Origin of the sequence: Aquirhabdus sp., assembly GCF_046462495.1 — a bacterium.
Taxonomy (GTDB): domain Bacteria; phylum Pseudomonadota; class Gammaproteobacteria; order Pseudomonadales; family Moraxellaceae; genus Aquirhabdus.
On record NZ_JBKGVE010000009.1, the window covers coordinates 36,676 to 56,955 of the forward strand.

At 42.7% G+C, this 20,280-nt stretch carries 16 protein-coding genes and 1 tRNA gene; 7 read left to right on the plus strand and 10 right to left on the minus strand.

What is annotated here, in order from left to right:
- Positions 1–2 precede the first annotated feature (2 nt).
- Positions 3–1,499: a nitrogen regulation protein NR(I) gene (gene glnG, locus ACLHG7_RS10920; RefSeq protein WP_410211057.1), complete on the plus strand. Its 1,497-nt coding sequence runs from the start codon at positions 3–5 to the stop codon at positions 1,497–1,499.
- A gap of 118 nt (positions 1,500–1,617) precedes the next feature.
- Here the strand turns inward: glnG and ACLHG7_RS10925 are convergent.
- The 4 genes from ACLHG7_RS10925 to ACLHG7_RS10940 all read right to left on the minus strand — a co-directional run bounded on the left by ACLHG7_RS10925 (position 1,618) and on the right by ACLHG7_RS10940 (position 4,682).
- Positions 1,618–1,702, minus strand: a tRNA-Leu gene (locus ACLHG7_RS10925).
- Between the two features lie 87 nt (positions 1,703–1,789).
- On the minus strand, positions 1,790–2,215 hold the full coding sequence (locus ACLHG7_RS10930) for a hypothetical protein (RefSeq protein ID WP_410211058.1): 426 nt from the start codon (positions 2,213–2,215) through the stop codon (positions 1,790–1,792).
- A 110-nt stretch (positions 2,216–2,325) separates the two neighbouring features.
- Positions 2,326–3,150: a 2,3,4,5-tetrahydropyridine-2,6-dicarboxylate N-succinyltransferase gene (gene dapD, locus ACLHG7_RS10935; protein ID WP_410211059.1), complete on the minus strand. Its 825-nt coding sequence runs from the start codon at positions 3,148–3,150 to the stop codon at positions 2,326–2,328.
- A 203-nt stretch (positions 3,151–3,353) separates the two neighbouring features.
- The gene (locus ACLHG7_RS10940) at positions 3,354–4,682 is read right to left on the minus strand and encodes a cytochrome-c peroxidase (protein WP_410211060.1); all 1,329 of its coding nucleotides are present in this window, start codon (positions 4,680–4,682) and stop codon (positions 3,354–3,356) included.
- A 273-nt stretch (positions 4,683–4,955) separates the two neighbouring features.
- Here ACLHG7_RS10940 and ACLHG7_RS10945 point away from each other — a divergent pair, with 273 nt between their 5' ends.
- Positions 4,956–5,696, plus strand: coding sequence for a hypothetical protein (locus tag ACLHG7_RS10945; RefSeq protein ID WP_410211061.1), 741 nt, complete (start codon positions 4,956–4,958; stop codon positions 5,694–5,696).
- Between the two features lie 18 nt (positions 5,697–5,714).
- A complete protein-coding gene (locus ACLHG7_RS10950) occupies positions 5,715–6,692 on the plus strand; it encodes a metallophosphoesterase (protein WP_410211062.1) in 978 nt (325 codons plus the stop codon).
- 110 nt (positions 6,693–6,802) lie between these two features.
- Here ACLHG7_RS10950 and lipA read toward each other — a convergent pair whose 3' ends face one another.
- The gene (gene lipA / locus ACLHG7_RS10955) at positions 6,803–7,819 is read right to left on the minus strand and encodes a lipoyl synthase (RefSeq protein ID WP_410211245.1); all 1,017 of its coding nucleotides are present in this window, start codon (positions 7,817–7,819) and stop codon (positions 6,803–6,805) included.
- A gap of 272 nt (positions 7,820–8,091) precedes the next feature.
- On the opposite strand from lipA, the gene sthA reads away from it, so the two are divergent.
- On the plus strand, positions 8,092–9,510 hold the full coding sequence (gene sthA / locus ACLHG7_RS10960) for a Si-specific NAD(P)(+) transhydrogenase (protein ID WP_410211063.1): 1,419 nt from the start codon (positions 8,092–8,094) through the stop codon (positions 9,508–9,510).
- A gap of 46 nt (positions 9,511–9,556) precedes the next feature.
- Here the strand turns inward: sthA and ACLHG7_RS10965 are convergent, their stop codons facing one another.
- The 3 genes from ACLHG7_RS10965 to ACLHG7_RS10975 form a co-directional block, all read right to left on the minus strand.
- On the minus strand, positions 9,557–10,345 hold the full coding sequence (locus ACLHG7_RS10965) for a lysophospholipid acyltransferase family protein (RefSeq protein ID WP_410211064.1): 789 nt from the start codon (positions 10,343–10,345) through the stop codon (positions 9,557–9,559).
- 69 nt (positions 10,346–10,414) lie between these two features.
- On the minus strand, positions 10,415–11,617 hold the full coding sequence (purT, locus tag ACLHG7_RS10970; RefSeq protein ID WP_410211065.1) for a formate-dependent phosphoribosylglycinamide formyltransferase: 1,203 nt from the start codon (positions 11,615–11,617) through the stop codon (positions 10,415–10,417).
- A gap of 138 nt (positions 11,618–11,755) precedes the next feature.
- Entirely contained in the window at positions 11,756–12,277 is a 522-nt protein-coding gene (locus tag ACLHG7_RS10975; RefSeq protein ID WP_410211066.1) for a GNAT family N-acetyltransferase, read from the minus strand.
- A 124-nt stretch (positions 12,278–12,401) separates the two neighbouring features.
- On the opposite strand from ACLHG7_RS10975, the gene ACLHG7_RS10980 reads away from it, so the two are divergent.
- Together ACLHG7_RS10980 and ACLHG7_RS10985 are read left to right on the plus strand one after the other, a co-directional pair.
- Complete coding sequence (locus ACLHG7_RS10980; protein WP_410211067.1) at positions 12,402–13,046, plus strand: metal-dependent hydrolase; 645 nt, start codon at positions 12,402–12,404, stop codon at positions 13,044–13,046.
- A gap of 188 nt (positions 13,047–13,234) precedes the next feature.
- Positions 13,235–15,409, plus strand: coding sequence for a malate synthase G (locus tag ACLHG7_RS10985; RefSeq protein ID WP_410211068.1), 2,175 nt, complete (start codon positions 13,235–13,237; stop codon positions 15,407–15,409).
- A 125-nt stretch (positions 15,410–15,534) separates the two neighbouring features.
- Here ACLHG7_RS10985 and ACLHG7_RS10990 read toward each other — a convergent pair whose 3' ends face one another.
- Entirely contained in the window at positions 15,535–16,863 is a 1,329-nt protein-coding gene (locus tag ACLHG7_RS10990) for an OmpP1/FadL family transporter (protein WP_410211069.1), read from the minus strand.
- A 563-nt stretch (positions 16,864–17,426) separates the two neighbouring features.
- On the opposite strand from ACLHG7_RS10990, the gene ACLHG7_RS10995 reads away from it, so the two are divergent.
- Positions 17,427–19,463 carry an FAD-dependent oxidoreductase gene (locus ACLHG7_RS10995; RefSeq protein WP_410211070.1) on the plus strand — a complete coding sequence of 679 codons (2,037 nt, stop codon included), beginning with the start codon at positions 17,427–17,429 and terminating at the stop codon, positions 19,461–19,463.
- Between the two features lie 111 nt (positions 19,464–19,574).
- Here ACLHG7_RS10995 and ACLHG7_RS11000 read toward each other — a convergent pair whose 3' ends face one another.
- Positions 19,575–20,087 carry an OsmC family protein gene (locus ACLHG7_RS11000; RefSeq protein ID WP_410211071.1) on the minus strand — a complete coding sequence of 171 codons (513 nt, stop codon included), beginning with the start codon at positions 20,085–20,087 and terminating at the stop codon, positions 19,575–19,577.
- Positions 20,088–20,280 lie beyond the last annotated feature (193 nt).

Genomic DNA, 20,280 nt, shown 5'->3' on the forward strand with positions numbered 1-20,280 from the left:
TTATGTCGAACGAGACCATATGGATCATCGACGACGATCGAGCCATCCGTTGGGTGCTGGAAAAAACGTTCAAAGAAGAAGGGTTGAATGTTGTCAGTTTTGAGGAAAGTCAAAGCGCACTGGATCGCCTAGAAACAGAACAGCCCGATGTAATTTTGACTGACATCCGTATGCCCGGCATGGATGGACTGACTTTCCTTTCTCGTGTTAAACATAAATTCGCGGATTTGCCAGTTATCATCATGACTGCGCACTCTGATCTAGAGTCTGCAGTATCCAGCTATCAAACAGGCGCTTTTGAATACCTACCGAAGCCCTTTGATATTGATGAAGCATTAGCATTGGTACAGCGTGCAATCCAGCATACTGCTCAAATCGCCGCAAAAAATAATGATGACTTGACACCGACTAAACTTGTTCGTTCCGTTGATATCATCGGTGAATCCCCCGCGATGCAAGAGGTATTCCGTGCGATTGGACGTTTGGCTCAATCGCATATTACGGTACTGATCAACGGTGAGTCAGGGACAGGGAAGGAGCTTGTTGCCCATGCCCTGCATAGACATTCTCCGCGAACTGCAAAACCCTTTATTGCGCTAAATATGGCTGCAATTCCCAAAGACTTGATCGAAACCGAGTTGTTTGGTCACGAGAAGGGTGCTTTCACAGGTGCCAATACTCAGCGCCAAGGACGTTTCGAACAAACCAATGGCGGCACCCTTTTTCTCGATGAAATAGGTGATATGCCTTTTGAAACTCAGACTCGCTTGCTTCGTGTATTGGCTGAAGGTGAGTTTTATCGTGTCGGTGGACATGTCCCTGTCCGTGTAGATGTGCGGATCATTGCGGCAACACATCAAAATCTTGAGAAACTGGTGCTTGAAGGCAAGTTCCGCGAAGACTTATATCATCGTTTGAATGTGATTCGTATTCATATTCCTAAGCTCAGTGAGCGTAGTGAAGATATTCCGATGCTTGCAGAGCACTTTTTACAGCGTGCTGGTCATGAGCTATCAGTAGAGCCGAAACAATTGCGTTCAGAAACCGCAGCGTATTTGCAGCAATTGCCATGGCCGGGGAACGTACGTCAGTTAGAGAATACCTGCCGCTGGTTGACGGTCATGGCGAGCAGTCGTGAAATATTGCCGACAGACCTACCGCCAGAGCTGCGCGCGCCTAGTGTGGCGCCTACATCACCATCAGTTAAACCTGTGGAGTTTAGTACGACTCCGATCGTTCCAACTGCTATTGCTACCACAGGACCATGGGAAGAAATCCTAGGTGTATGGGCGCGTCAGAAGCTCATGGCTGGAGAGCAGCAGATTCTTAATATCGCAACACCGATGTTTGAACGCGCTATGATTGATGCCGCACTTGAGCATAGTCAGGGGAAAAAGCGTTTAGCTTCTGAGCTTTTAGGATGGGGGCGTAATACCTTGACTCGCAAGCTTAAAGAGCTCGGAATCTCAACGGCGGATGATGAGGATGATGCGGGGTAAATAGTTTTTGTCGAGATGCATTGAGGAGTTTCCTAATGCATCTGTACTGTAGCAGTTAATTTTTATCAATAAAAAAAGCAACCCTCGCTCGGTTGCTTTTTTTATTGACACAAATTAATGGTGGGGATGGAGAGACTCGAACTCTCACGTATTGCTACGCCAGAACCTAAATCTGGTGCGTCTACCAATTTCGCCACATCCCCAGCGGCGCGTATCATAACAAGATCGATGATAACTAGATAGCCTTAGTCCGATGGTTTTATGCATTTTTGTGATTGGAAGGCGAAGAATTAATCACTTGATGCTTGAGTTGCTGTTTCTATTTGATTGATAAACGACTTACCCTCTTTATAAAGGGTATAGCATTGTCCAATTGGATCAAGATGATCATAAAGATGCAACGTAATGGTCTGCTTTCTTGAAAAGTCTCCGTAAGGATGGCCCTCAGGAAATCTCTGAGAGATTCGATCTTTAACCCGTTTTAGAATCCAAGGGTGAGCTTCAATCTCAATATGGAGCAGGTGTGCCTTACGTCCATACTTTTGAACCCAGACCGCAAGCTCATCGCTCATACGCTGAAAATGGTTGGAGAATTCTTCAAAATCGTCTGCGCTAAATTGCACAGTCCTTATTATTTTTCTAAATAAAAAAGAGCCCGTTTGCTCATCTGAAACAATAAAAAAATGATGCTTTGGATCTTGTTGTAATGTTGACATTTAGCTTTCCCAATTTCAAATCAGGTTTCAAGTCAATTGAAGTAACTGCACAAACAAGAATGACATTGGTAACACAGTTCTTGTTTGTGCAACTGTTTTATTTCACAGGATTAATCGACACGAAGCAGCTCATTCAAGCCAGTTTTTGAGCGGGTCTGAGCGTCTACTTTTTTCACAATGACTGCGGCGTAGAGGCTATATTGACCATTCGCCGCAGGTAAATTACCTGCAACAACAACCGACCCAGCAGGAACCCGACCATAAGTGACTTCGCCAGTTTCGCGGTCATAAATCTTGGTCGATTGACCGATATAAACGCCCATAGAGATGACTGAGCCTTCTTCAACGATCACACCTTCTACGATTTCAGAACGTGCACCGATGAAGCAGTTATCTTCAATAATCGTTGGATTCGCTTGCAGCGGCTCAAGTACGCCGCCAATACCAACTCCACCAGACAAGTGGACATTTTTACCAATCTGCGCACATGATCCAACGGTTGCCCAAGTATCTACCATAGTACCTTCATCGACATAAGCACCGATATTGACATAGGAAGGCATCAAGATAACGTTACGTGCGATAAAGCTGCCTTTACGGGCTACTGCTGATGGTACGACACGGATGCCAGCGGCTTGAAACTGTGCTTCATTCCAGTCGGCAAATTTAGTTGGGACTTTGTCATAATATTGAATAGAGTCGCCACCACTCATCGGGACATTGTCATTCAGACGGAAAGAGAGCAATACGGCTTTTTTGAGCCATTGATTGACTTGCCATGCGCCATTGATCTTCTCAGCAACACGGAGTGAGCCATTGTCTAATCCTGCCAGTGCTGCAGCAACAGCATCACGCACATCTTGTGGGGCGTTGCTTGGGGAAAATTGGAGGCGATCTTCAAACGCTTGTTCGATGAGGCTAGCAAGTTGAGTCATAGGAGAGTCCGTTTAATATCTGTAAAACAAGAAAGGTGCTAATAAATTCGTGATGGATTGTAGCTTAATTTAACTGACGATTGTTAATCTACTGAATAGCTCCCCATGCTTTTCATGTGATTTTCTTTCATCAACTTATCGACTTACTATTTTATAAGTATCTAAAATTTATAAACTCTTTAAATCTACCTTTTTCTAAAGTGCTATGGTTTAGCTTTGCTTTGATAGCCATCAGTCAGTGTGCCTAAGAAAACGATAAGGTCTTGAACTTCGGAATCTGACAAGGCCGATGAGCTACCTACTTTATTAGTAAACGGCGCATCGCTAAAGTTAATGTTATTTTGGTATTGGGTAGGCAAATCATTGAATTTATCGACTGTTCCATCCGCACGTTTGGGATAAACCTGTTCAGGGCGGGTATCTCGGTTAACGTAAAAATTAATGACATCTTTTAGACTATGATATTTCCCGTTATGAAAGAAAGCTTTGCGCAATGCAACGTTGCGTAGGGTGGGCGTTCTAAATAGACCACAGTTACTAGATTGCGTTACGTATATATCCGTTCTACCCGGACCACAGATGCCAAGATCGAAAAATTTTGGATTGTTATTTGCTTTAATCTCGAAGTTACGTGGAACGCCGAGAGCGACATACTCATAATCAGTAAATAGGGGAGGTCTGCTATCTGCGCGAGGTTTATCGAGATGACATGCTGCGCAATTGCCTTTTTTCGGATCATCAAATAGCGCTAATCCTCGCTTTTCTGCATCGGTTAATTGTACTTTTTGCTGTAAATATAAATCGTATTTGCTGTTGTAGGCTGCAAATACTCGATCTTCCGATTGGTAGCGCGCAATGAGAAACATGACTTCAGAAAGAAATAAGTCATCATTGGTAAATTTTTTAGGATCGATTAACTTTTTAATTTCATTAAAATAATTTAGTTTTTTGATGCTATGGATGAGTTCTTCTTTTGAAGCGTTTCCCATTTCGAGGGGATTCATGAGCGGACCAATGGCCTGCTGTTTTAGTGAACTCACCCGTCCATCCCAAAAAAGTCCCCCATGAGGTGTGAGAAGTTTGGGATCCTGAGTTGGTAATTGCTTATTATCGACCATTATTACCCGTGGCTGGTCATCATCACTCGGACCAATGGCAAATTGTGGCGCTTCTTTGGCATAGGTCAGATTAGGCGCAGCGCGTAGACCCTGCAAATAAAGATTTTTTCCACCCATTTGCACCGCTAGAGCATTGGGTGGACCGAAGGCATGGGTGGGATTATGACAACTTGCACAAGACATTTTTCCTGATGCGGACAAGGCGGGCTCGAAGAATAGTTTTTTTCCCATTTCTGCACGAGTGCTTAAGGGAGTAGAAGTGTATGGATCGTAATTAACCTTAATTTTATTCTGCTGTGGATCCCCTTGTTTATGAGAGTCACACGCACTGAGTAGCACAAGCATACATGCCATAGTGATGCTTCTAATTCTCAATATAGGTTGGATTGGATTAGAAATGCTGTATTCCGGCATGCGTAATGAACTCGTATTACAAAGATCAATTAGCCTATCGAAATATTATGACGGTAATAATACTGCTTGTATAAGGTCTTTATTTAAAAAATAACTTAAATAATTGTTATTATTAAGCATATTTAATTTTAATTATTATTAAATATAAAGCCTAGCTAGAAAATGTATACAGCGTCTTCATTTTCTTAAGCTTGTCATCTCTTGGTAATTGATTTGTCACTATATGCGGTTAATTTATGCACTGTTTAAACTATCTGTGCAGAAGTAAATGCAATGCCGAAATCTCAGACCCCAGAATCAAAGCCTCCCCAAAAGAATCGAAAAAAAATATTTATCATTTCAGTGAGCCTCATACTGATTGCAGTTTCGCTCACTGTATTCTTTTATTTTTACAGCCCTAAAACAACTCCACAAGTCTCTACAACGAACATTATTCCGGATGCTGAAGAGCAGACAGAAGATGCGCGTCTTGCAGATCCACGTATCGTAAAACTGGTGAACGAGCACACCAAGAATACGCCTTGGAAACTGAGTGATACGCCTAAGCCTTCATTTAAAGAGAATCATGTGGTTCAGATCAATCATGAACTGACGATGACGAGCCCAGCCCAATCAGAAGACGAAACACAACAGTCCGCAAAGATAGCGCAAGCCAAATATGCTGCACAGTATATGTCACCAGAACTGATTGACGTTTTATATCAAGAATATCATCAGAATGGTAAAGCCGTTTTGGCAAGCTTTGGCATCAATCAAGTTTGTCAAATGGATGGCTGTAAATATCAGGTTTCACCGGAGTCATCGCTACTTCAGGCCTATCAAGGACAAGTCGAAAAAGGCGACACCATAGACAGTATCAATGGACAATCTCTTACTAAAGTGACGGATTATCAAAGTGCCAAAAACCTCATTTTTCAAAATAACCCAACCATGATTCAACTGACATCAGCGCAGGGGAATCAACGCATTATTTACATTAACCACAGCAAATCCTCTCTCTCATCCAACTTATAATTTTCAGGATATAAAATCATGTATTTTCGTACGTTAAAGAAGGCTCTATGTATTTCATTATTGGCAATCGTTTCTCAAGGGCATAGTGCTACGCCAGAAACCATGAACTTTATTGTCATGGGTGATACTGGTACTGGTGCAGACGCACAATACCAAGTGGCTCATGCTATTGAAAAAATATGCAAAGAGAAGAACTGTAACTTTGCAATAGGTATGGGTGACAACATTTATGAATATGGCGCAAATTCTGCGACAGATCCACAGTTTCAAGACAAGTTTGAAAAACCTTACGTCAACTTAAACTTTCCATTCTTTATGGCTTTAGGAAATCATGATCAAAGCTTGGTGATGGCTGGTGATGGCGTTGCTTATTGGAAAGGCAGTGATGAGGTTAATTACTCTGCGCATAGCTCAAAATGGAAAATGCCAACACGCTATTATTCAGTCAATGCGAAAAACTCCGTTGCTGATGCTTTACTCATTGCGTATGACTCCAATCCAATGAAAACCTACTTACCACAATTAAATCCGTATTGGTGGCCTAAAGGCAGCTATATGCAAGACCAAGCACAGTGGATTAAAACAACCCTAGCCGGATCAACAGCGACCTGGAAGTTTGCGTTTGCACATCACCAATATAAATCAAATGGTTCTGAAATCATTACGCCATTTTGGTGGTCAAGTCAGGCCAGCTTTGCTGAATCAACGTTATGTGGGAAAGTTGACTTTATTCTTGCTGGACACGTCCATGCGATGGAAGTGTTAGATCCGAAAGAAAACTGCGGGAGCGGTGTTACGAATATGATCAATTCAGGTGCGGCCGCAAAAACGCAAACAGATCATAATAATGATTATAGTTTAGTCTTTGATACCTATAAAAATGGCGATTTAGGATTTATGCTATTTACCATCAACGGTAAACGTTTAGACGTTGCTGCATATACTGTGAAAGGAGATCAAACAACACTTGCGTTTACCAAGACTTATACCAAATAAGCACCTTTTTAAAGTTCAAAAAAAACCGCTTGAATCTTATCGTTCAAGCGGTTTTACTATTTTAGTAAGCAGCCAAATAATGACGGCTCACATCTGATCTCAACTTGCCATCATGCAACGATGGCTGCACTACGACGTACGGGAGGAACTGGTTCACCGCGGTACTGACGATCGGCAAAATAACTGGAACGAACCATTGGTGCTGCCCAGATATTTCTAAAACCTAAATTTTGACCATGAGCGGTATAACGTTCAAATTCATCGGGATGAACAAAGCGCTCAACTGGAGCATGGCTTTTTGAAGGTTGCAAATATTGGCCGATGGTAATGTAGTCAACATCATGCGCACGTAGATCATCTAAAAGCGCAAGAACTTCTTCTTCAGTTTCACCCAAGCCTACCATTAACCCACACTTAGTCGGGATATCAGGGCAGACTTCTTTAAATTTTTTCAGAAGATTCAATGAATGTTGGTAATCTGATCCAGGACGCATTGCTTTATACAGGCGTGGAACAGTTTCAATATTATGGTTAAACACGTCTGGAGGGCACTCCGCCATAATACGCAAAGCGATATCCATGCGACCACGGAAGTCAGGAACAAGAATCTCAAGTAATGTATCGGGACTGGTTTTACGTGTTTCAATGATACAGTCTACGAAGTGCTGTGCGCCGCCATCAAGTAGATCATCACGATCAACAGAGGTAATCACTGCATATTTCAAACCTAGGCCAGAAATCGTTTCTGCCATATGACGAGGTTCATCAGGATCAAGCGCGTTAGGCCGACCATGTGCTACATCACAAAATGGACAGCGTCGAGTACAAATATCGCCCATGATCATAAAGGTTGCTGTACCCCCACCAAAGCATTCGGCAAGGTTCGGGCAGGCCGCTTCTTCACAAACCGTATGTAACTTCTGAGCACGCAATGTATCTTTGATACGTTGTACTTCGGCTGGTGCGGTCATCTTGACACGAATCCAGTCAGGCTTACGGGGCAACTCCGTCGTTGGAATTATTTTGACAGGAATTCGAGCCATCTTCTCAGCCCCCCGCAGTTTTTCACCTTGGACAGCTCTATGGGGTGCGGGGCGGGGTGTATCTGTGGATGTAGGGGTGTTCATTGCATTTGTTGCGAGGGGTGTCGTAGACATGGAAAGCCGTAGCCTCTGCTGATTCAAGCAATATTATGTAGTATGTCTTTATTATAGGTCATTCGTCGTTTTTTCAACATTGGATAATGTTGTTTTTTCTTCAAGCAAGGCGTCACGTGATGCCAAACCTTTGCTTATTCATTTTTGTTGATTTTTGATTAATACATTCATATTTCAATGTATTATATCTTTGATAAAAGAAGTCATTTGCTATTGTCCCTTGAGAGAAACAGAGAACTGCTATGCCACGCAAAAAAAAGTCTGAAGAGCAACCTCAATATCAATTTGACGCCATCGTTCTCGGTGCAGGGCCAGCAGGTGAAGGGGCGGCAATGAAGCTTGCCAAGAGCGGACGAAACGTTGCGATGGTTGATTTGCGCGATGTGGTTGGAGGAAATTGTGCACATGTCGGTACGATCCCAAGCAAAACTCTGCGTCAGACTGTATTTAACATCATGCGGTATCAGCGCGATCCGTTATTTCAAAAAGTCGGTGAGTGGAAACATGTCCCGTTAAACAAGATTTTGGGCAGTGCGCGTAAAGTTATCAATCAGCAGGTCGAAACCCACACACGTTTCTATGAACGTAATCAAATTGAAATTTATCATGGCCATGCAATCATTAATGATCCACACTCACTCACAGTGCATTTGCGAGATGGTGGTCAAGAGACACTCACGTTTGATCAACTGATGATCGCGACAGGTAGTCGCCCATACCAACCTAAAAATATTGATTTCAATCATCCCCGCGTATTTGATAGCGATAAAATCTTAACGCTTGACTATCCAATCCAGAAAATTATTATCTATGGTGCTGGGGTGATTGGTTGTGAATATGCATCCATTTTTATTGGTTTAGGTTATAAGGTTGAACTGATTAATACTCAAGCGCAATTATTGAGTTATCTAGATAATGAGATTGCGGATGCGCTGTCTTATTATCTCCGCGAATTGGGTGTTCTAATTCGTCATAACGAGACCATCGAATCCTTAGAAACAGATGATGACCATGTCATTCTTAAATTGTTAAGTGGCAAAAAAATCAAAGCTGATGCAATACTCTGGTGTAATGGTCGCTCTGGGAATACAGATGGTATGGGGCTAGAGAATTTGGGATTAACCACCAATAGTCGTGGTCAACTCTCTGTTAATGATCAGTATCAAACCAGTGTCCCGCATGTCCATGCAGCGGGGGATGTCATTGGCTGGCCGTCATTGGCTTCAGCCGCCTACGATCAAGGACGTTGTGCAGGTGCGCATATGGTGGGCGAGGAGAATGTGCCGCCGGTCACGAGTATTCCTACAGGTATTTATACCATTCCAGAAATCTCATCGATTGGCAAAACAGAACAACAACTCACCGAAGAAAAAGTACCTTATGAAGTTGGACAGGCTTCTTTCAAACATCTTGCACGCGCACAGATTACTGGTGATACGGTTGGCGTACTGAAGATATTATTTCATCGTGAAACTTTAGAAATTTTGGGAATCCATTGTTTTGGCAATAATGCGGCGGAAATTGTTCATATTGGTCAGGCAGTGATGCTGAATCAAACTAATAACAGTTTGCATTATTTTACCCAGACGACATTTAACTATCCTACGATGGCTGAGGCATATCGCGTAGCGGCGTTAAATGGCATGAATCGCTTATTCTAATTTTTGAATGATTTCTGTTATATAAAAAATGCCTAAGAATAAATACTTAGGCATTTTCGTTTTTATGGATGTATTTTTGAGAAAGTGCTTCTTCAATCGCATTGGCGACCCGTGTTCTTAATTCAGCTTTGACCGCCTCATGCTGTTCCATTGGAATCTGATGGGTTTCAATCCGTGTGCAAAATTTGAAGTGTAGAGCATGGCGTTTCGGTACAAATGGAATTCCTAAGAATCCGGTCGTAATTGGAATGAATGCTTCTCCATTACGCATCCGCTGAAGTATTCCAACCCGTTGTAATCCTTTACCCAGCAATGATTTTCTAAAATCATTAGAGTCGTATTTGATATTGACTAACTCCTCACCACCAATCGCGGCAAAAGGAATAATGTCATAGCCGTGAGCCAGTGCCAGTTCGATAAAGCCAAAACGATTCTTCCACACGAGTTGATAGGCTTCGCCTTTATTCTTCAGTACCTCTCGGCCTCCGCCGGGATAAAGTAAAATATGCTCACCCATTTGCATGAGCTCATGGATGGATTCGCGAGTCCCTTCAAAAGCCCCATAGCGCTGTAAGAAGCTTCCCCAAAAAGGGATTTGGAAATGGATACGGTCGCCTACGCCCCGCAAATAGATATTCTTTTTGAGATATAAATTTGTGATCAGTGAAGAAACATCGTAGCCCATAATCGTATGGTTTCCGATATAAAGGGCTGGTCTCAGTCGATCCAGATGTTCAAGCCCACTGAATGACGTGGTAAACCATGCGTTCAGTGGGCGAGTGAGTCGCTTAATTTTTGAAGGAAGTGGCGGCGTAAAGCTGAGTAAATTATCCATTTCTTGCGCCTTATCATGTTTTAAGGACAAATACGTTTAATCATTTCTACGCCAATTTTCAAACAGGATTTAATTAGAAACCTTCACAGAATCAGCAGATTGTTTTGCAAGCATGCGAGCAGCATCGGTATCTTTAGCACGAACTGTTGCGACACCAACACGACGGCGTGCAAAACCTTCAGGTTTACCAAATAAACGTAAATCACTACCAGCTATACTCAGGGCTTGTTCAACTCCAGTGAAAGTCAGATTTTTACCTTCAAGCCCTGCGTAAATGACGGCACTAGCAGCCGCACTATGGCGCGTAGTGTCAACTGGCAATCCCAAAATTGCACGAGCATGCAATTCAAACTCACTCTGGAATTGACTGGCTAATGTGACGAGGCCAGTATCATGTGGACGTGGTGATACTTCACTAAACCACACCATGTCGCCACGTACAAAAAGTTCAACACCAAACAGACCGCAACCACCGAGTGCTGTTGTTACAACATCTGCGATACGCTTAGCTTCAATGAGTGCCTTTTCCGTCATGGGTTGCGGCTGCCAGCTTTCGACATAATCGCCAGCATCTTGACGGTGACCGATAGCATCACAGAAGTGGGTTTCAATGGTGCCAGTTTCAGGACTTTTAGCACGGACCGTGAGAAGGGTGATCTCAAAGTCAAAATTGATTTGGCCTTCAACAATCACTTTACCAGAGTTGACGCGACCACCTTCCATAGCATAAGCCCATGCAGCGTCAACTTGATCGTAACTTGTTACACGTGATTGACCTTTTCCACTGGAAGACATAACAGGTTTAACAAAGCAAGGGTAGCCAATATTATCGCAAGCCGCTTTAAAGCTTTCCAAGCTATCAGCAAAACGATAAGACGACGTTGGCAGACTTAGATTTTCTGCAGCCAGTTTACGAATCCCTTCGCGATTCATCGTCAGATTTGCGGCTTTTGCCGAAGGGATGACGGTTGCCGTACCCGCAGCCTCAACTTCTAATAGAACTTCGGTTGCAATGGCTTCAATTTCAGGAACAATGAGGTTGGGTTTGACCTTCTCGATTAAGGCTTTCAATGCCACAGCATCTGTCATTGTCAGGACATGAGACTGATGTGCAACTTGCATGGCCGGAGCATCGGCATATCGATCTGCAGCATGAACTTCCACACCAAGACGTTGTAAAGAAATTGCAACTTCTTTGCCCAGTTCACCAGAACCTAACAGCAATACACGAAAAGCAGAAGATTGAAGAGGGGTTCCGAGGGTAACGGTCATGGCAAGTCTCATTAAAAAATCGAAAATCTAAACATAAGAATAGCAGATTATCATTTTTTGAAACATTACAGATTTTGCTAGAGTGGTTTTTTATATAGTAAATAGCTAATAATATTTACTATATTCTAATTATGCTTTTTAAAGCGTCTTATAGTAAAAAACAGTTGCACGTAGTTGACCATTCGGATCAGCCGCAAAATCAGGAATTTCACCCACACGCATCCAGCCCAAGCACTGATAGACCTTCTCAGCATCTGAACCAACTTGCGTGTCTAAAACTAATAATGTTCGAGCGTGTTCTTTTGCTGTACTTTCTAATGTTTGCATCAGTTGGTTGGCAATACCTTGACCTCGATATACTTTGAGCACAAATAATTTTTGCACTTCAGCTCGATGTTGTCCATTTTCTTTGGTTGATAATGAAAGCTGTACGGAACCAACGACTTGATCATCACTCGTCGCTACCCAGAGCATTAAATCAGGCCCTAGTGCTTTGAGCGTATTTTGCCAATAGAACCGTGCTGTATCCGGTGACAGAGGGGAAAGGAAACCTACAGATGCCCCGTTTTCGACACTATCAATAAGCAGTGCCGAAAGTTGCTCAATCAGTTCTGGGGTCTCGTGCGTAATTTGAAGAATTGCCGTATGCTGAATCGTCATGGTCATATTTCTTTGAGCTAGATCAGTATGTATAAATTGTAGGCTAGTTAGTATGAATTCACTGTTATTAATCCGTGATTCCATTTAAACCATCACTCAGGTGCAAGAAACGTCAGGGGCTGTAATGATTGATGAGAAAAATTTGCAACTGTTAGAGCGATCATGGCGACGTTCTTTTTTGACTTATCCCTTTTTTAGCCAGAATCAATGTTCTGACTCTTTGTTTGCTCAACTATTAAAGGCATATAGCGAAAGTCAGCGAAAGTATCATACGCTTCAGCATTTAATGGAGTGCTTAACAAAGTTTGAACGTGTGTTTGAGCAAACTGACCATCCACGAGAAATCGAAGTTGCGCTTTGGTTTCACGATGCGATCTATGATGTTAAAGGTCATGACAATGAACGGTTGAGTGCGGCTTGGGCAAAAAAAAGTGTTTTAGATGTAGGCGGAGCTATTGCTGAAAGTGATCGAATTTATCATTTGATCATGATCACACAGCATTCGGCATTCCCGCAAACCATCGATGAGAAAATTTTAGTCGATATTGATTTATCTATTCTGGGTGAGACTGAGGAGCGCTTTGCTGAATATGATCGGCAAGTTCGACAGGAATATGCATGGGTAGCAGATGAAATTTTTAAGGAAAAACGTCGCGAGATATTAGAGGGCTTTTTGGCTCGACCACAAATATTTAATTCAGAATATTTCTTCACGCACTTTGAGCGCTCCGCCCGCAAAAATTTAAAACGCGCGATATCACAACTATAAGGCTTATATCGTTAGTGCATGAATAATGATGCGTACAACTCACTAATCTTCACAGAGGACTAACACTTGTATAAGCTGCAAATTCCCTCATAACAAAGTATAATTACAGCCTTTCTTTTCTGCTGCGTTCAAAAAACGACGCGGCTTGATGCTCAATCGCAACCACTGAAGCAAAATTAGGACAGACCATGACATATGTTCAAAAAGGCAAACTTGAAGTTGCCCAAGAGTTATACGACTTTATCGAACAGGACGCATTGCCAAATACCGGCGTGACCAGCGAAGGATTCTGGACAGGTCTAGAACAAATTGTCGCGGATTTGACTCCAAAGAATAAAGCATTACTTGCAAAACGTGATGATCTGCAAGCAAAGATTGATGCCTATTATCAAAATGGCGGCAAAGACAAGCCATTCGCAGAATATAAACAATTCCTACAAGACATTGGCTACCTCGTGCCAGTTGGCGAAGATTTCACGGTTAACCCACAAAATATTGACTCAGAAATTGCAACACTTGCAGGACCACAATTGGTTGTTCCTGTTAAGAATGCACGCTACGCACTAAATGCTGCTAACTCACGCTGGGGTAGCTTGTATGATGCGTTATACGGTACAGATGCTATCCCATCTGATAATGGCGCAGAAAAAGGCAAAGGTTATAATCCAGTTCGTGGCAACTTAGTCATTGCATTTGCACGTAACTTTTTAGATAAAGCTGCAGCACTTGTCACTGGCAGCCATGTTGATGCTGTGAAATACAGCTTGGTTGATGGTGCCCTGCAAGTCACCCTTAAAGATGGTTCAACGACCACATTAAAAGATCCAGCTAAATATGTTGGTTTCGCTGGTGATATCGCCGCTCCTAGCAGCATTTTGTTAAAAAACAACGGACTTCATATTGAAATCCAATTTGATCCAGCAAGCCCAATTGGCAAAACCGATCCAGCAGGCATTAAAAATGTTGAACTTGAAGCTGCTCTGACCACCATTCAAGATTGTGAAGACTCTGTTGCCGCTGTAGATGCTGAAGACAAAGTTGAAGTTTACAAAAACTGGCTGGGTCTGATGAAGGGTGATCTTGCGGATACCTTTGAAAAAGATGGTAAGCCGCATACACGCACGATGCATGGCGATAAAGTATTTAAAGACCCAAGTGGTAAAGACTTTAGCTTGCACGGTCGTTCGCTGCTATTGAATCGTAACGTAGGTCATTTAATGACTAATCCTGCTGCACGTTTTGGTGGCGAAGATGTATTTGAAGGTATCTTGGATGCCGCAATTACCAGCTTGATCGCTATCCATGATTTGAAAGGCAATGGTCGTTTAAAAAATTCACGTACTGGCTCGGTCTATATCGTTAAACCTAAAATGCACGGTCCAGAAGAAGTTGCTTTTACTGTTGAACTGTTTGAACGTGTAGAGAAAGTACTCGGTCTTGCACCATTGACGCTGAAAGTAGGCATCATGGACGAAGAGCGCCGTACCTCAGTCAACTTGAAAGAATCGATCCGTATTGCAAAAGACCGCGTGATGTTCATCAACACGGGCTTCATGGATCGTACTGGTGATGAAATCCATACATCAATGCTTGCTGGTGCGATGATTCGTAAAAACAGCATGAAAACATCAATATGGATCGCTGCTTACGAGAATCAAAACGTTGATGTAGGTCTTGCAACCGGTCTGTCTGGTAAAGCACAGATTGGTAAAGGCATGTGGGCAATGCCAGATTTGATGGCTGAGATGATTAAACAAAAAATCGCTCATCCTAAATCCGGTGCCAATACGGCTTGGGTTCCATCGCCAACTGGCGCAACCTTACATGCGCTGCACTATCATGAAGTTGATGTGTTCGCGACACAAAAAGAATTGCTGAAACGCGTTCCTGCAAGTGTCGATGATATTTTGAACATCCCATTGGCTCCTGATACAAACTGGTCTGCAGAGGATATCAAGCAAGAGCTTGATAATAACTGCCAAGGTATCTTGGGCTATGTCGTTCGTTGGGTTGATCAAGGTGTTGGCTGTTCTAAAGTTCCAGACTTGCATGACATTGGTCTGATGGAAGATCGTGCAACTTTGCGTATTTCAAGCCAGCATGTTGCAAACTGGTTGAAACATGGCGTCATCACGACAGCCCAAGTTGAAGAAACACTACAACGTATGGCTGCTGTTGTTGATAAACAAAATGCGGGTGACAAACTGTATAGCAACATGGCTGGCAACTTTGATACATCCATTGCCTACCAAGCTGCGCGTGAGTTAATCCTCGAAGGATGTGCTCAGCCTAATGGTTATACTGAGCCAGTTTTGCACCGTAGCCGTTTAGCAGCCAAAGCTGCACAACGCGCTGGAAAATAAAATCAGCGTAAACTGATATCTGTTAAAAAGCCCATTCTTTTGATTGGGCTTTTTAACGTAAATATTAATTTATGAGACAAAAAACAGGGCATTGAATGCCCTGTTTTTTTGTCTTGTTCAATCAATCAAAATTGATGATTGAGCTGTAATGCGACTAAGTTGCCTGAGTTTTGGAAAGTCGCTTGGTAGATGCCTTTGGTAGCATCTGCGCGATTAATCTTAGCGTCTTGTTCCATCAGATAATTATAGCCAAAGTCGACATCGGTCTTATCTGTGATTTTATAATTAGCACCGACCGCAAAGATTGTACGATCACCCAATGGCAAGCGCACATTGCGGTATTTGTCTTGAATCGGGGTTTCATCAAAAGCCACACCAGCACGCAAGGTTACTTTTGGGTGAACCTGCCATGCTGCACCAAGGCTATACATATTGGTATCTTTAAAGTTTAATTCTTCTGCTGATGCGTTGCTGCCATTTAAGGTCGCGGCGATTTGAGCACTATATACTGCAGGTAGAGGAACTGAAGGTGTAATGCCGGCAGAAGTGAAATGGCTTGATGGAGTTAAAGTCTTGATGGTGCTCCACCATGTACGGGTATAGCCAAACTTAAGATCCAGCGTAGGAATCAGTTTAAACGATGCACCAAACTCTAAGCTATCAGGTGTCGTCAGTTTTAAGCTTCCATCGCCACGTGCCATAAAGGTGTACGGTGTATTAGTAATGGGCAAGTTTAACGCTTCAGATGAACCTGTTAATTTATAGTCGACCTTAGAATGATAAGTTAAACCTAGATCAAAATCTTTAATTGGAGAGAACATCACGCCTACATTATAACCAAATGCGTTGTCACTTCCTGCAAGTTCTGTCGACGCATTAGGCACCGCAGGACTCACGCCACTAGAGAGTAAACCATTAATATGATTGATGGTTAAACCTGCACCCACTGAAAGGTTCGGTGCAAAGGCATAAGCAACGGTAGGCTGGAATGTCGCAACGGTTACAACGCTTTTATCACCAAAGGAGCGACCTTGGAAGGTATCCTCATAGTTGGTCTTTAGACCAAAAGGTGCATAAACGCCAAAACCCAGTGATAAATTCTCTAAACCAACATGTGGAACTGTGACGAAAGTCGAACCAACAATAATTTGAGGGACCATGTCGCCTTTGTTGGTACCAGGAGCAGAACCCACTGGATTCTTGATATCTGAACTTGCCAAAATCAAAGTGGCGTTAGTCGAAGCTTGGATACCTTCAAGGCGAGAAATTGCTGCAGGGTTGGTCTGTACCACTGTTGCGTTTTCACTATTTGCGGCACTACCTGCATAGGCAGATCCCATAGTCGCAACATCAGAATTATACAGTCCGAATCCTTGTGCCATGACTTGCGTGGTGCCAGTGGCCAGTATGACGCCAATTGAAGCGGCGAGTGCGGTTAGTGATTTTGTACGCATAGTAATTTCCTTTTATTACTGGATGTGATTCGTCTTTGGTGCGCATCATGCGACTTAACCAAGATTGTTAGACAAAATAACACAATTTGAAATAAATCGACAGTCATTTATCGGATGACTAAAATTGTTTAAATAATTAAATAATTTTTTATATTATTGTTTTATTTATATATTTTTAGTTAAAAAAAGAGTGTAAGTATCGAAGACCACAATCCGATATAAATTCGACAAAAAACATACAATTGTTAGATCAGAATGAGACACGTGATTTGTCGAGTTTTTTTTGTTCAAGATTTATCTTCAATTGACCTGAAATGTCAAAAAACAAAATACAAAGCCACTGGCAATTCCAATGATAGATGCCTAAACTTGCGAGATATAATGATATCCCTATAAGGTTAGATTTTTCGCAGCTCAGTAACGCGAATAACACTATAGATGTCAATAAATTCAGTGATAAGCCAGGCTTTAAATTTCGATGAACTTATAAAAAGTTCTATATAGAAATTTTGATCTAAGCATTGATAAATATTCGATTCTGAAATTTTTTAAGAGTTTTAAATATGAAAGTGAATGCGTTTCCTCATTTGTTGCAGCCGCTTGATCTCGGTTTTACTCAACTTAGAAACCGTGTAGTGATGGGGTCGATGCACACCGGGCTTGAGGATCGTTTTTACCAATATCCTAAACTGGCTGCTTATTTTGGTGAGCGTGCCAAAGGTGGCGTTGGGCTGATTATCACGGGCGGGATCTCTCCTAATCGCCAAGGTTGGTTATTGCCTTTTGGCGGTAGTATGAATTCACCGACCGATGCATTGAATCATCGCTTGGTCACTCATGCAGTGCATAAACATGGTGGCAAAATTTTAATGCAGATTTTGCATTCTGGACGCTATGGCTATCAACCTTTTGTGGTGTCATCAAGTCCGATCAAATCACCCATCTCCATGTTTAAACCACGTGAGATGAGTGATAGCAATATTTTGTCCACCATTCATGACTACGCTTACTGTGCCAAACTTGCCAAACTTGCCGGCTATGATGGCGTAGAAATTATGGGATCTGAAGGGTATCTGATCAATCAATTTTTAAGTCGCCATGTAAATCAACGTACAGATCAATGGGGCGGCGATATTGAAAATCGGATGCGTTTTCCTGTTGAGATTGTCAAAGCCATTCGTGAAAAAGTCGGTGAAAAATTTATCATTTGCTTTCGCTTGTCATTGATAGATTTTGTTCAAGATGGCAATACCATGGATGAAGTGGTTCAAATCGCTCAGGCATTGGAAAAGGCTGGAATTACGCTACTCAATAGCGGTATTGGCTGGCATGAAGCGCGTGTTCCGACGATTGTGACTTCTGTTCCTCGTGCAGCTTTTGTTGATGTGACTGCCAATGTGCGTAAGCATGTCGGTATTCCGGTCATCGCCTCTAACCGGATTAATATGCCGGATGTTGCTGAGGAGATTTTGGCCAGCGGCAAAGCAGATATGGTACAGATGGCCCGTCCATTTTTAGCGGATCCGGACTGGGTGAATAAAGCGGCAACCAATCGTGTTGATGAGATAAACACTTGTATCGCTTGTAATCAAGCCTGCCTAGATCACTCATTTTCCAATAAACGCGCCTCATGCTTGGTTAACCCGCAAGCATGTTATGAAACTGAACTCGTTTATATTAAAACCAAACGCCCACGTCGTATTGCAGTAGTGGGTGGTGGTGTTGCAGGTATGTCTGCCGCAACAGTCGCTGCGAGTCGCGGTCATGCAGTAACATTATTTGAAGCACAAGCGGATGTTGGTGGCCAATTTAATTTGGCAAAAGTGGTACCGGGTAAGGAAGAGTTCCATGAGACGATTCGTTACTTTAAAAAGCGTTTGAGCAAAACCGGCGTTGAACTGCGTTTAAATACTCAGGTGAGTCGTGAGCAATTAGAGCGTGAGGGTTATGATGATGTCATTATTGCCACTGGCGTTATTCCGCGTCCGTTAAAGTTGGATGGTAGTGACATGCCACAAGTGCTGAGTTATGCAGAAGTCTTGCGTGGCGCACCCGTTGGAATGCGTGTTGCTGTGGTTGGAGCTGGTGGTATTGGATTCGACGTGAGTGAGTTTTTGTTGCGTAATCCAGAAACCCCACAACCTCAGCCCTTAGCGGATTGGCAGCAAGAGTGGGGTGTGGATAGTGATGCTAACTATATAACCGAAGGTGGTCTGGTTCGTCCTCAATTGCACACACCTTATCGCCAGATTTATTTGTTGCAACGTAAAACCACAAGCGTTGGTGCTGGATTGGGTAAAACGTCAGGCTGGGTTCATCGTGCTGCAGTGAAAAAAGGTGGTGTGCGGATGATGCGCGGCGTGTCGTATGATCGGATTACGACTGAGGGTCTTTGGGTTACTGTTGATGGTCAACAACAATTATTGCGCGTTGACACTGTAGTGGTTTGTGCAGGACAGGAGTCTGTGCGGGGACTATATCCTGAAGAAGGGATTGTCACTGGTGCAAAGTATCACATCATTGGCGGTGCAAAACTCGCAGCTGAGCTTGATGCAAAACGTGCGATTCGTGATGGCGCAGAATTAGCAGCTATTCTCTGATGCACTGACCGTATTAATCAAATAAAAAACGCCATCTTAGGATGGCGTTTTTTATTTATAAAATTGAGCGGCTTCATATTTTCGATCACAATCAAGAAAAACAAATCTGTTTTATTGTAGTTGCACATCAGAGATCAAGTGGTGCTCTATCGGAACCTGATTCGCAAAAAGATCTAAAACAGGGCAGTGTGCATTAACTGCAGCGGTCAATTTAGCATAACGATCTTGAGTCTCTGGACCACTCAATCGAACCTGGATACGAATGGCGTTGAAACCTGGACGTACATTCTCATCGACACCAAAGAACCCCCGTAAATCAATATCCCCTTCAACAGATACTTCAACTTTGTTAATTTGAATTCCAAGTTTGGTTGCCCAAATTCGATAAGTAATCGCCTGACATGAACCGAGTGCAGCAAGTGCATGTTCAACTGGGTTAGCTCCATGATTTTGTCCCCCTAAAACCTCAGGCTCATCAATCGTAAATTTATGACCAGATCCCACTCGTACAGAAACTTCGGTTACGCCAACTAAAGCATGACTGGCATCAAAGGTCGCTTTGGCTGCATTAGGATTCTTCGATAGGGTGCTTGTCGTATTCGAAATGATATCTCGTAGTGACATTGCTTTGATCCTTGGTTGATGATTAGAACTTAGCCAAAATCCTACCCGCATTATGCGTACCAACAAACCATCAAAAAGCGATAAGTAAATCCAGAATCGTCCTCTATGTTTTTTTTATTTTAAAGAAAATCTTAAATATGCACATGGAAGTGAATTTCTAATCTTGAGGGATGTAGTTCTGAAGCACAGTAAG

Coding starts and splice junctions, on each gene's coding strand:
- glnG (WP_410211057.1), top strand. CDS start 3: ATGTCGAACGAGACCATATGGATCATCGACGACGATCGAGCCATCCGT.
- ACLHG7_RS10930 (WP_410211058.1), bottom strand. CDS start 2,215: ATGTCAACATTACAACAAGATCCAAAGCATCATTTTTTTATTGTTTCA.
- dapD (WP_410211059.1), bottom strand. CDS start 3,150: ATGACTCAACTTGCTAGCCTCATCGAACAAGCGTTTGAAGATCGCCTC.
- ACLHG7_RS10940 (WP_410211060.1), bottom strand. CDS start 4,682: ATGCCGGAATACAGCATTTCTAATCCAATCCAACCTATATTGAGAATT.
- ACLHG7_RS10945 (WP_410211061.1), top strand. CDS start 4,956: ATGCCGAAATCTCAGACCCCAGAATCAAAGCCTCCCCAAAAGAATCGA.
- ACLHG7_RS10950 (WP_410211062.1), top strand. CDS start 5,715: ATGTATTTTCGTACGTTAAAGAAGGCTCTATGTATTTCATTATTGGCA.
- lipA (WP_410211245.1), bottom strand. CDS start 7,819: ATGAACACCCCTACATCCACAGATACACCCCGCCCCGCACCCCATAGA.
- sthA (WP_410211063.1), top strand. CDS start 8,092: ATGCCACGCAAAAAAAAGTCTGAAGAGCAACCTCAATATCAATTTGAC.
- ACLHG7_RS10965 (WP_410211064.1), bottom strand. CDS start 10,345: ATGGATAATTTACTCAGCTTTACGCCGCCACTTCCTTCAAAAATTAAG.
- purT (WP_410211065.1), bottom strand. CDS start 11,617: ATGACCGTTACCCTCGGAACCCCTCTTCAATCTTCTGCTTTTCGTGTA.
- ACLHG7_RS10975 (WP_410211066.1), bottom strand. CDS start 12,277: ATGACGATTCAGCATACGGCAATTCTTCAAATTACGCACGAGACCCCA.
- ACLHG7_RS10980 (WP_410211067.1), top strand. CDS start 12,402: ATGATTGATGAGAAAAATTTGCAACTGTTAGAGCGATCATGGCGACGT.
- ACLHG7_RS10985 (WP_410211068.1), top strand. CDS start 13,235: ATGACATATGTTCAAAAAGGCAAACTTGAAGTTGCCCAAGAGTTATAC.
- ACLHG7_RS10990 (WP_410211069.1), bottom strand. CDS start 16,863: ATGCGTACAAAATCACTAACCGCACTCGCCGCTTCAATTGGCGTCATA.
- ACLHG7_RS10995 (WP_410211070.1), top strand. CDS start 17,427: ATGAAAGTGAATGCGTTTCCTCATTTGTTGCAGCCGCTTGATCTCGGT.
- ACLHG7_RS11000 (WP_410211071.1), bottom strand. CDS start 20,087: ATGTCACTACGAGATATCATTTCGAATACGACAAGCACCCTATCGAAG.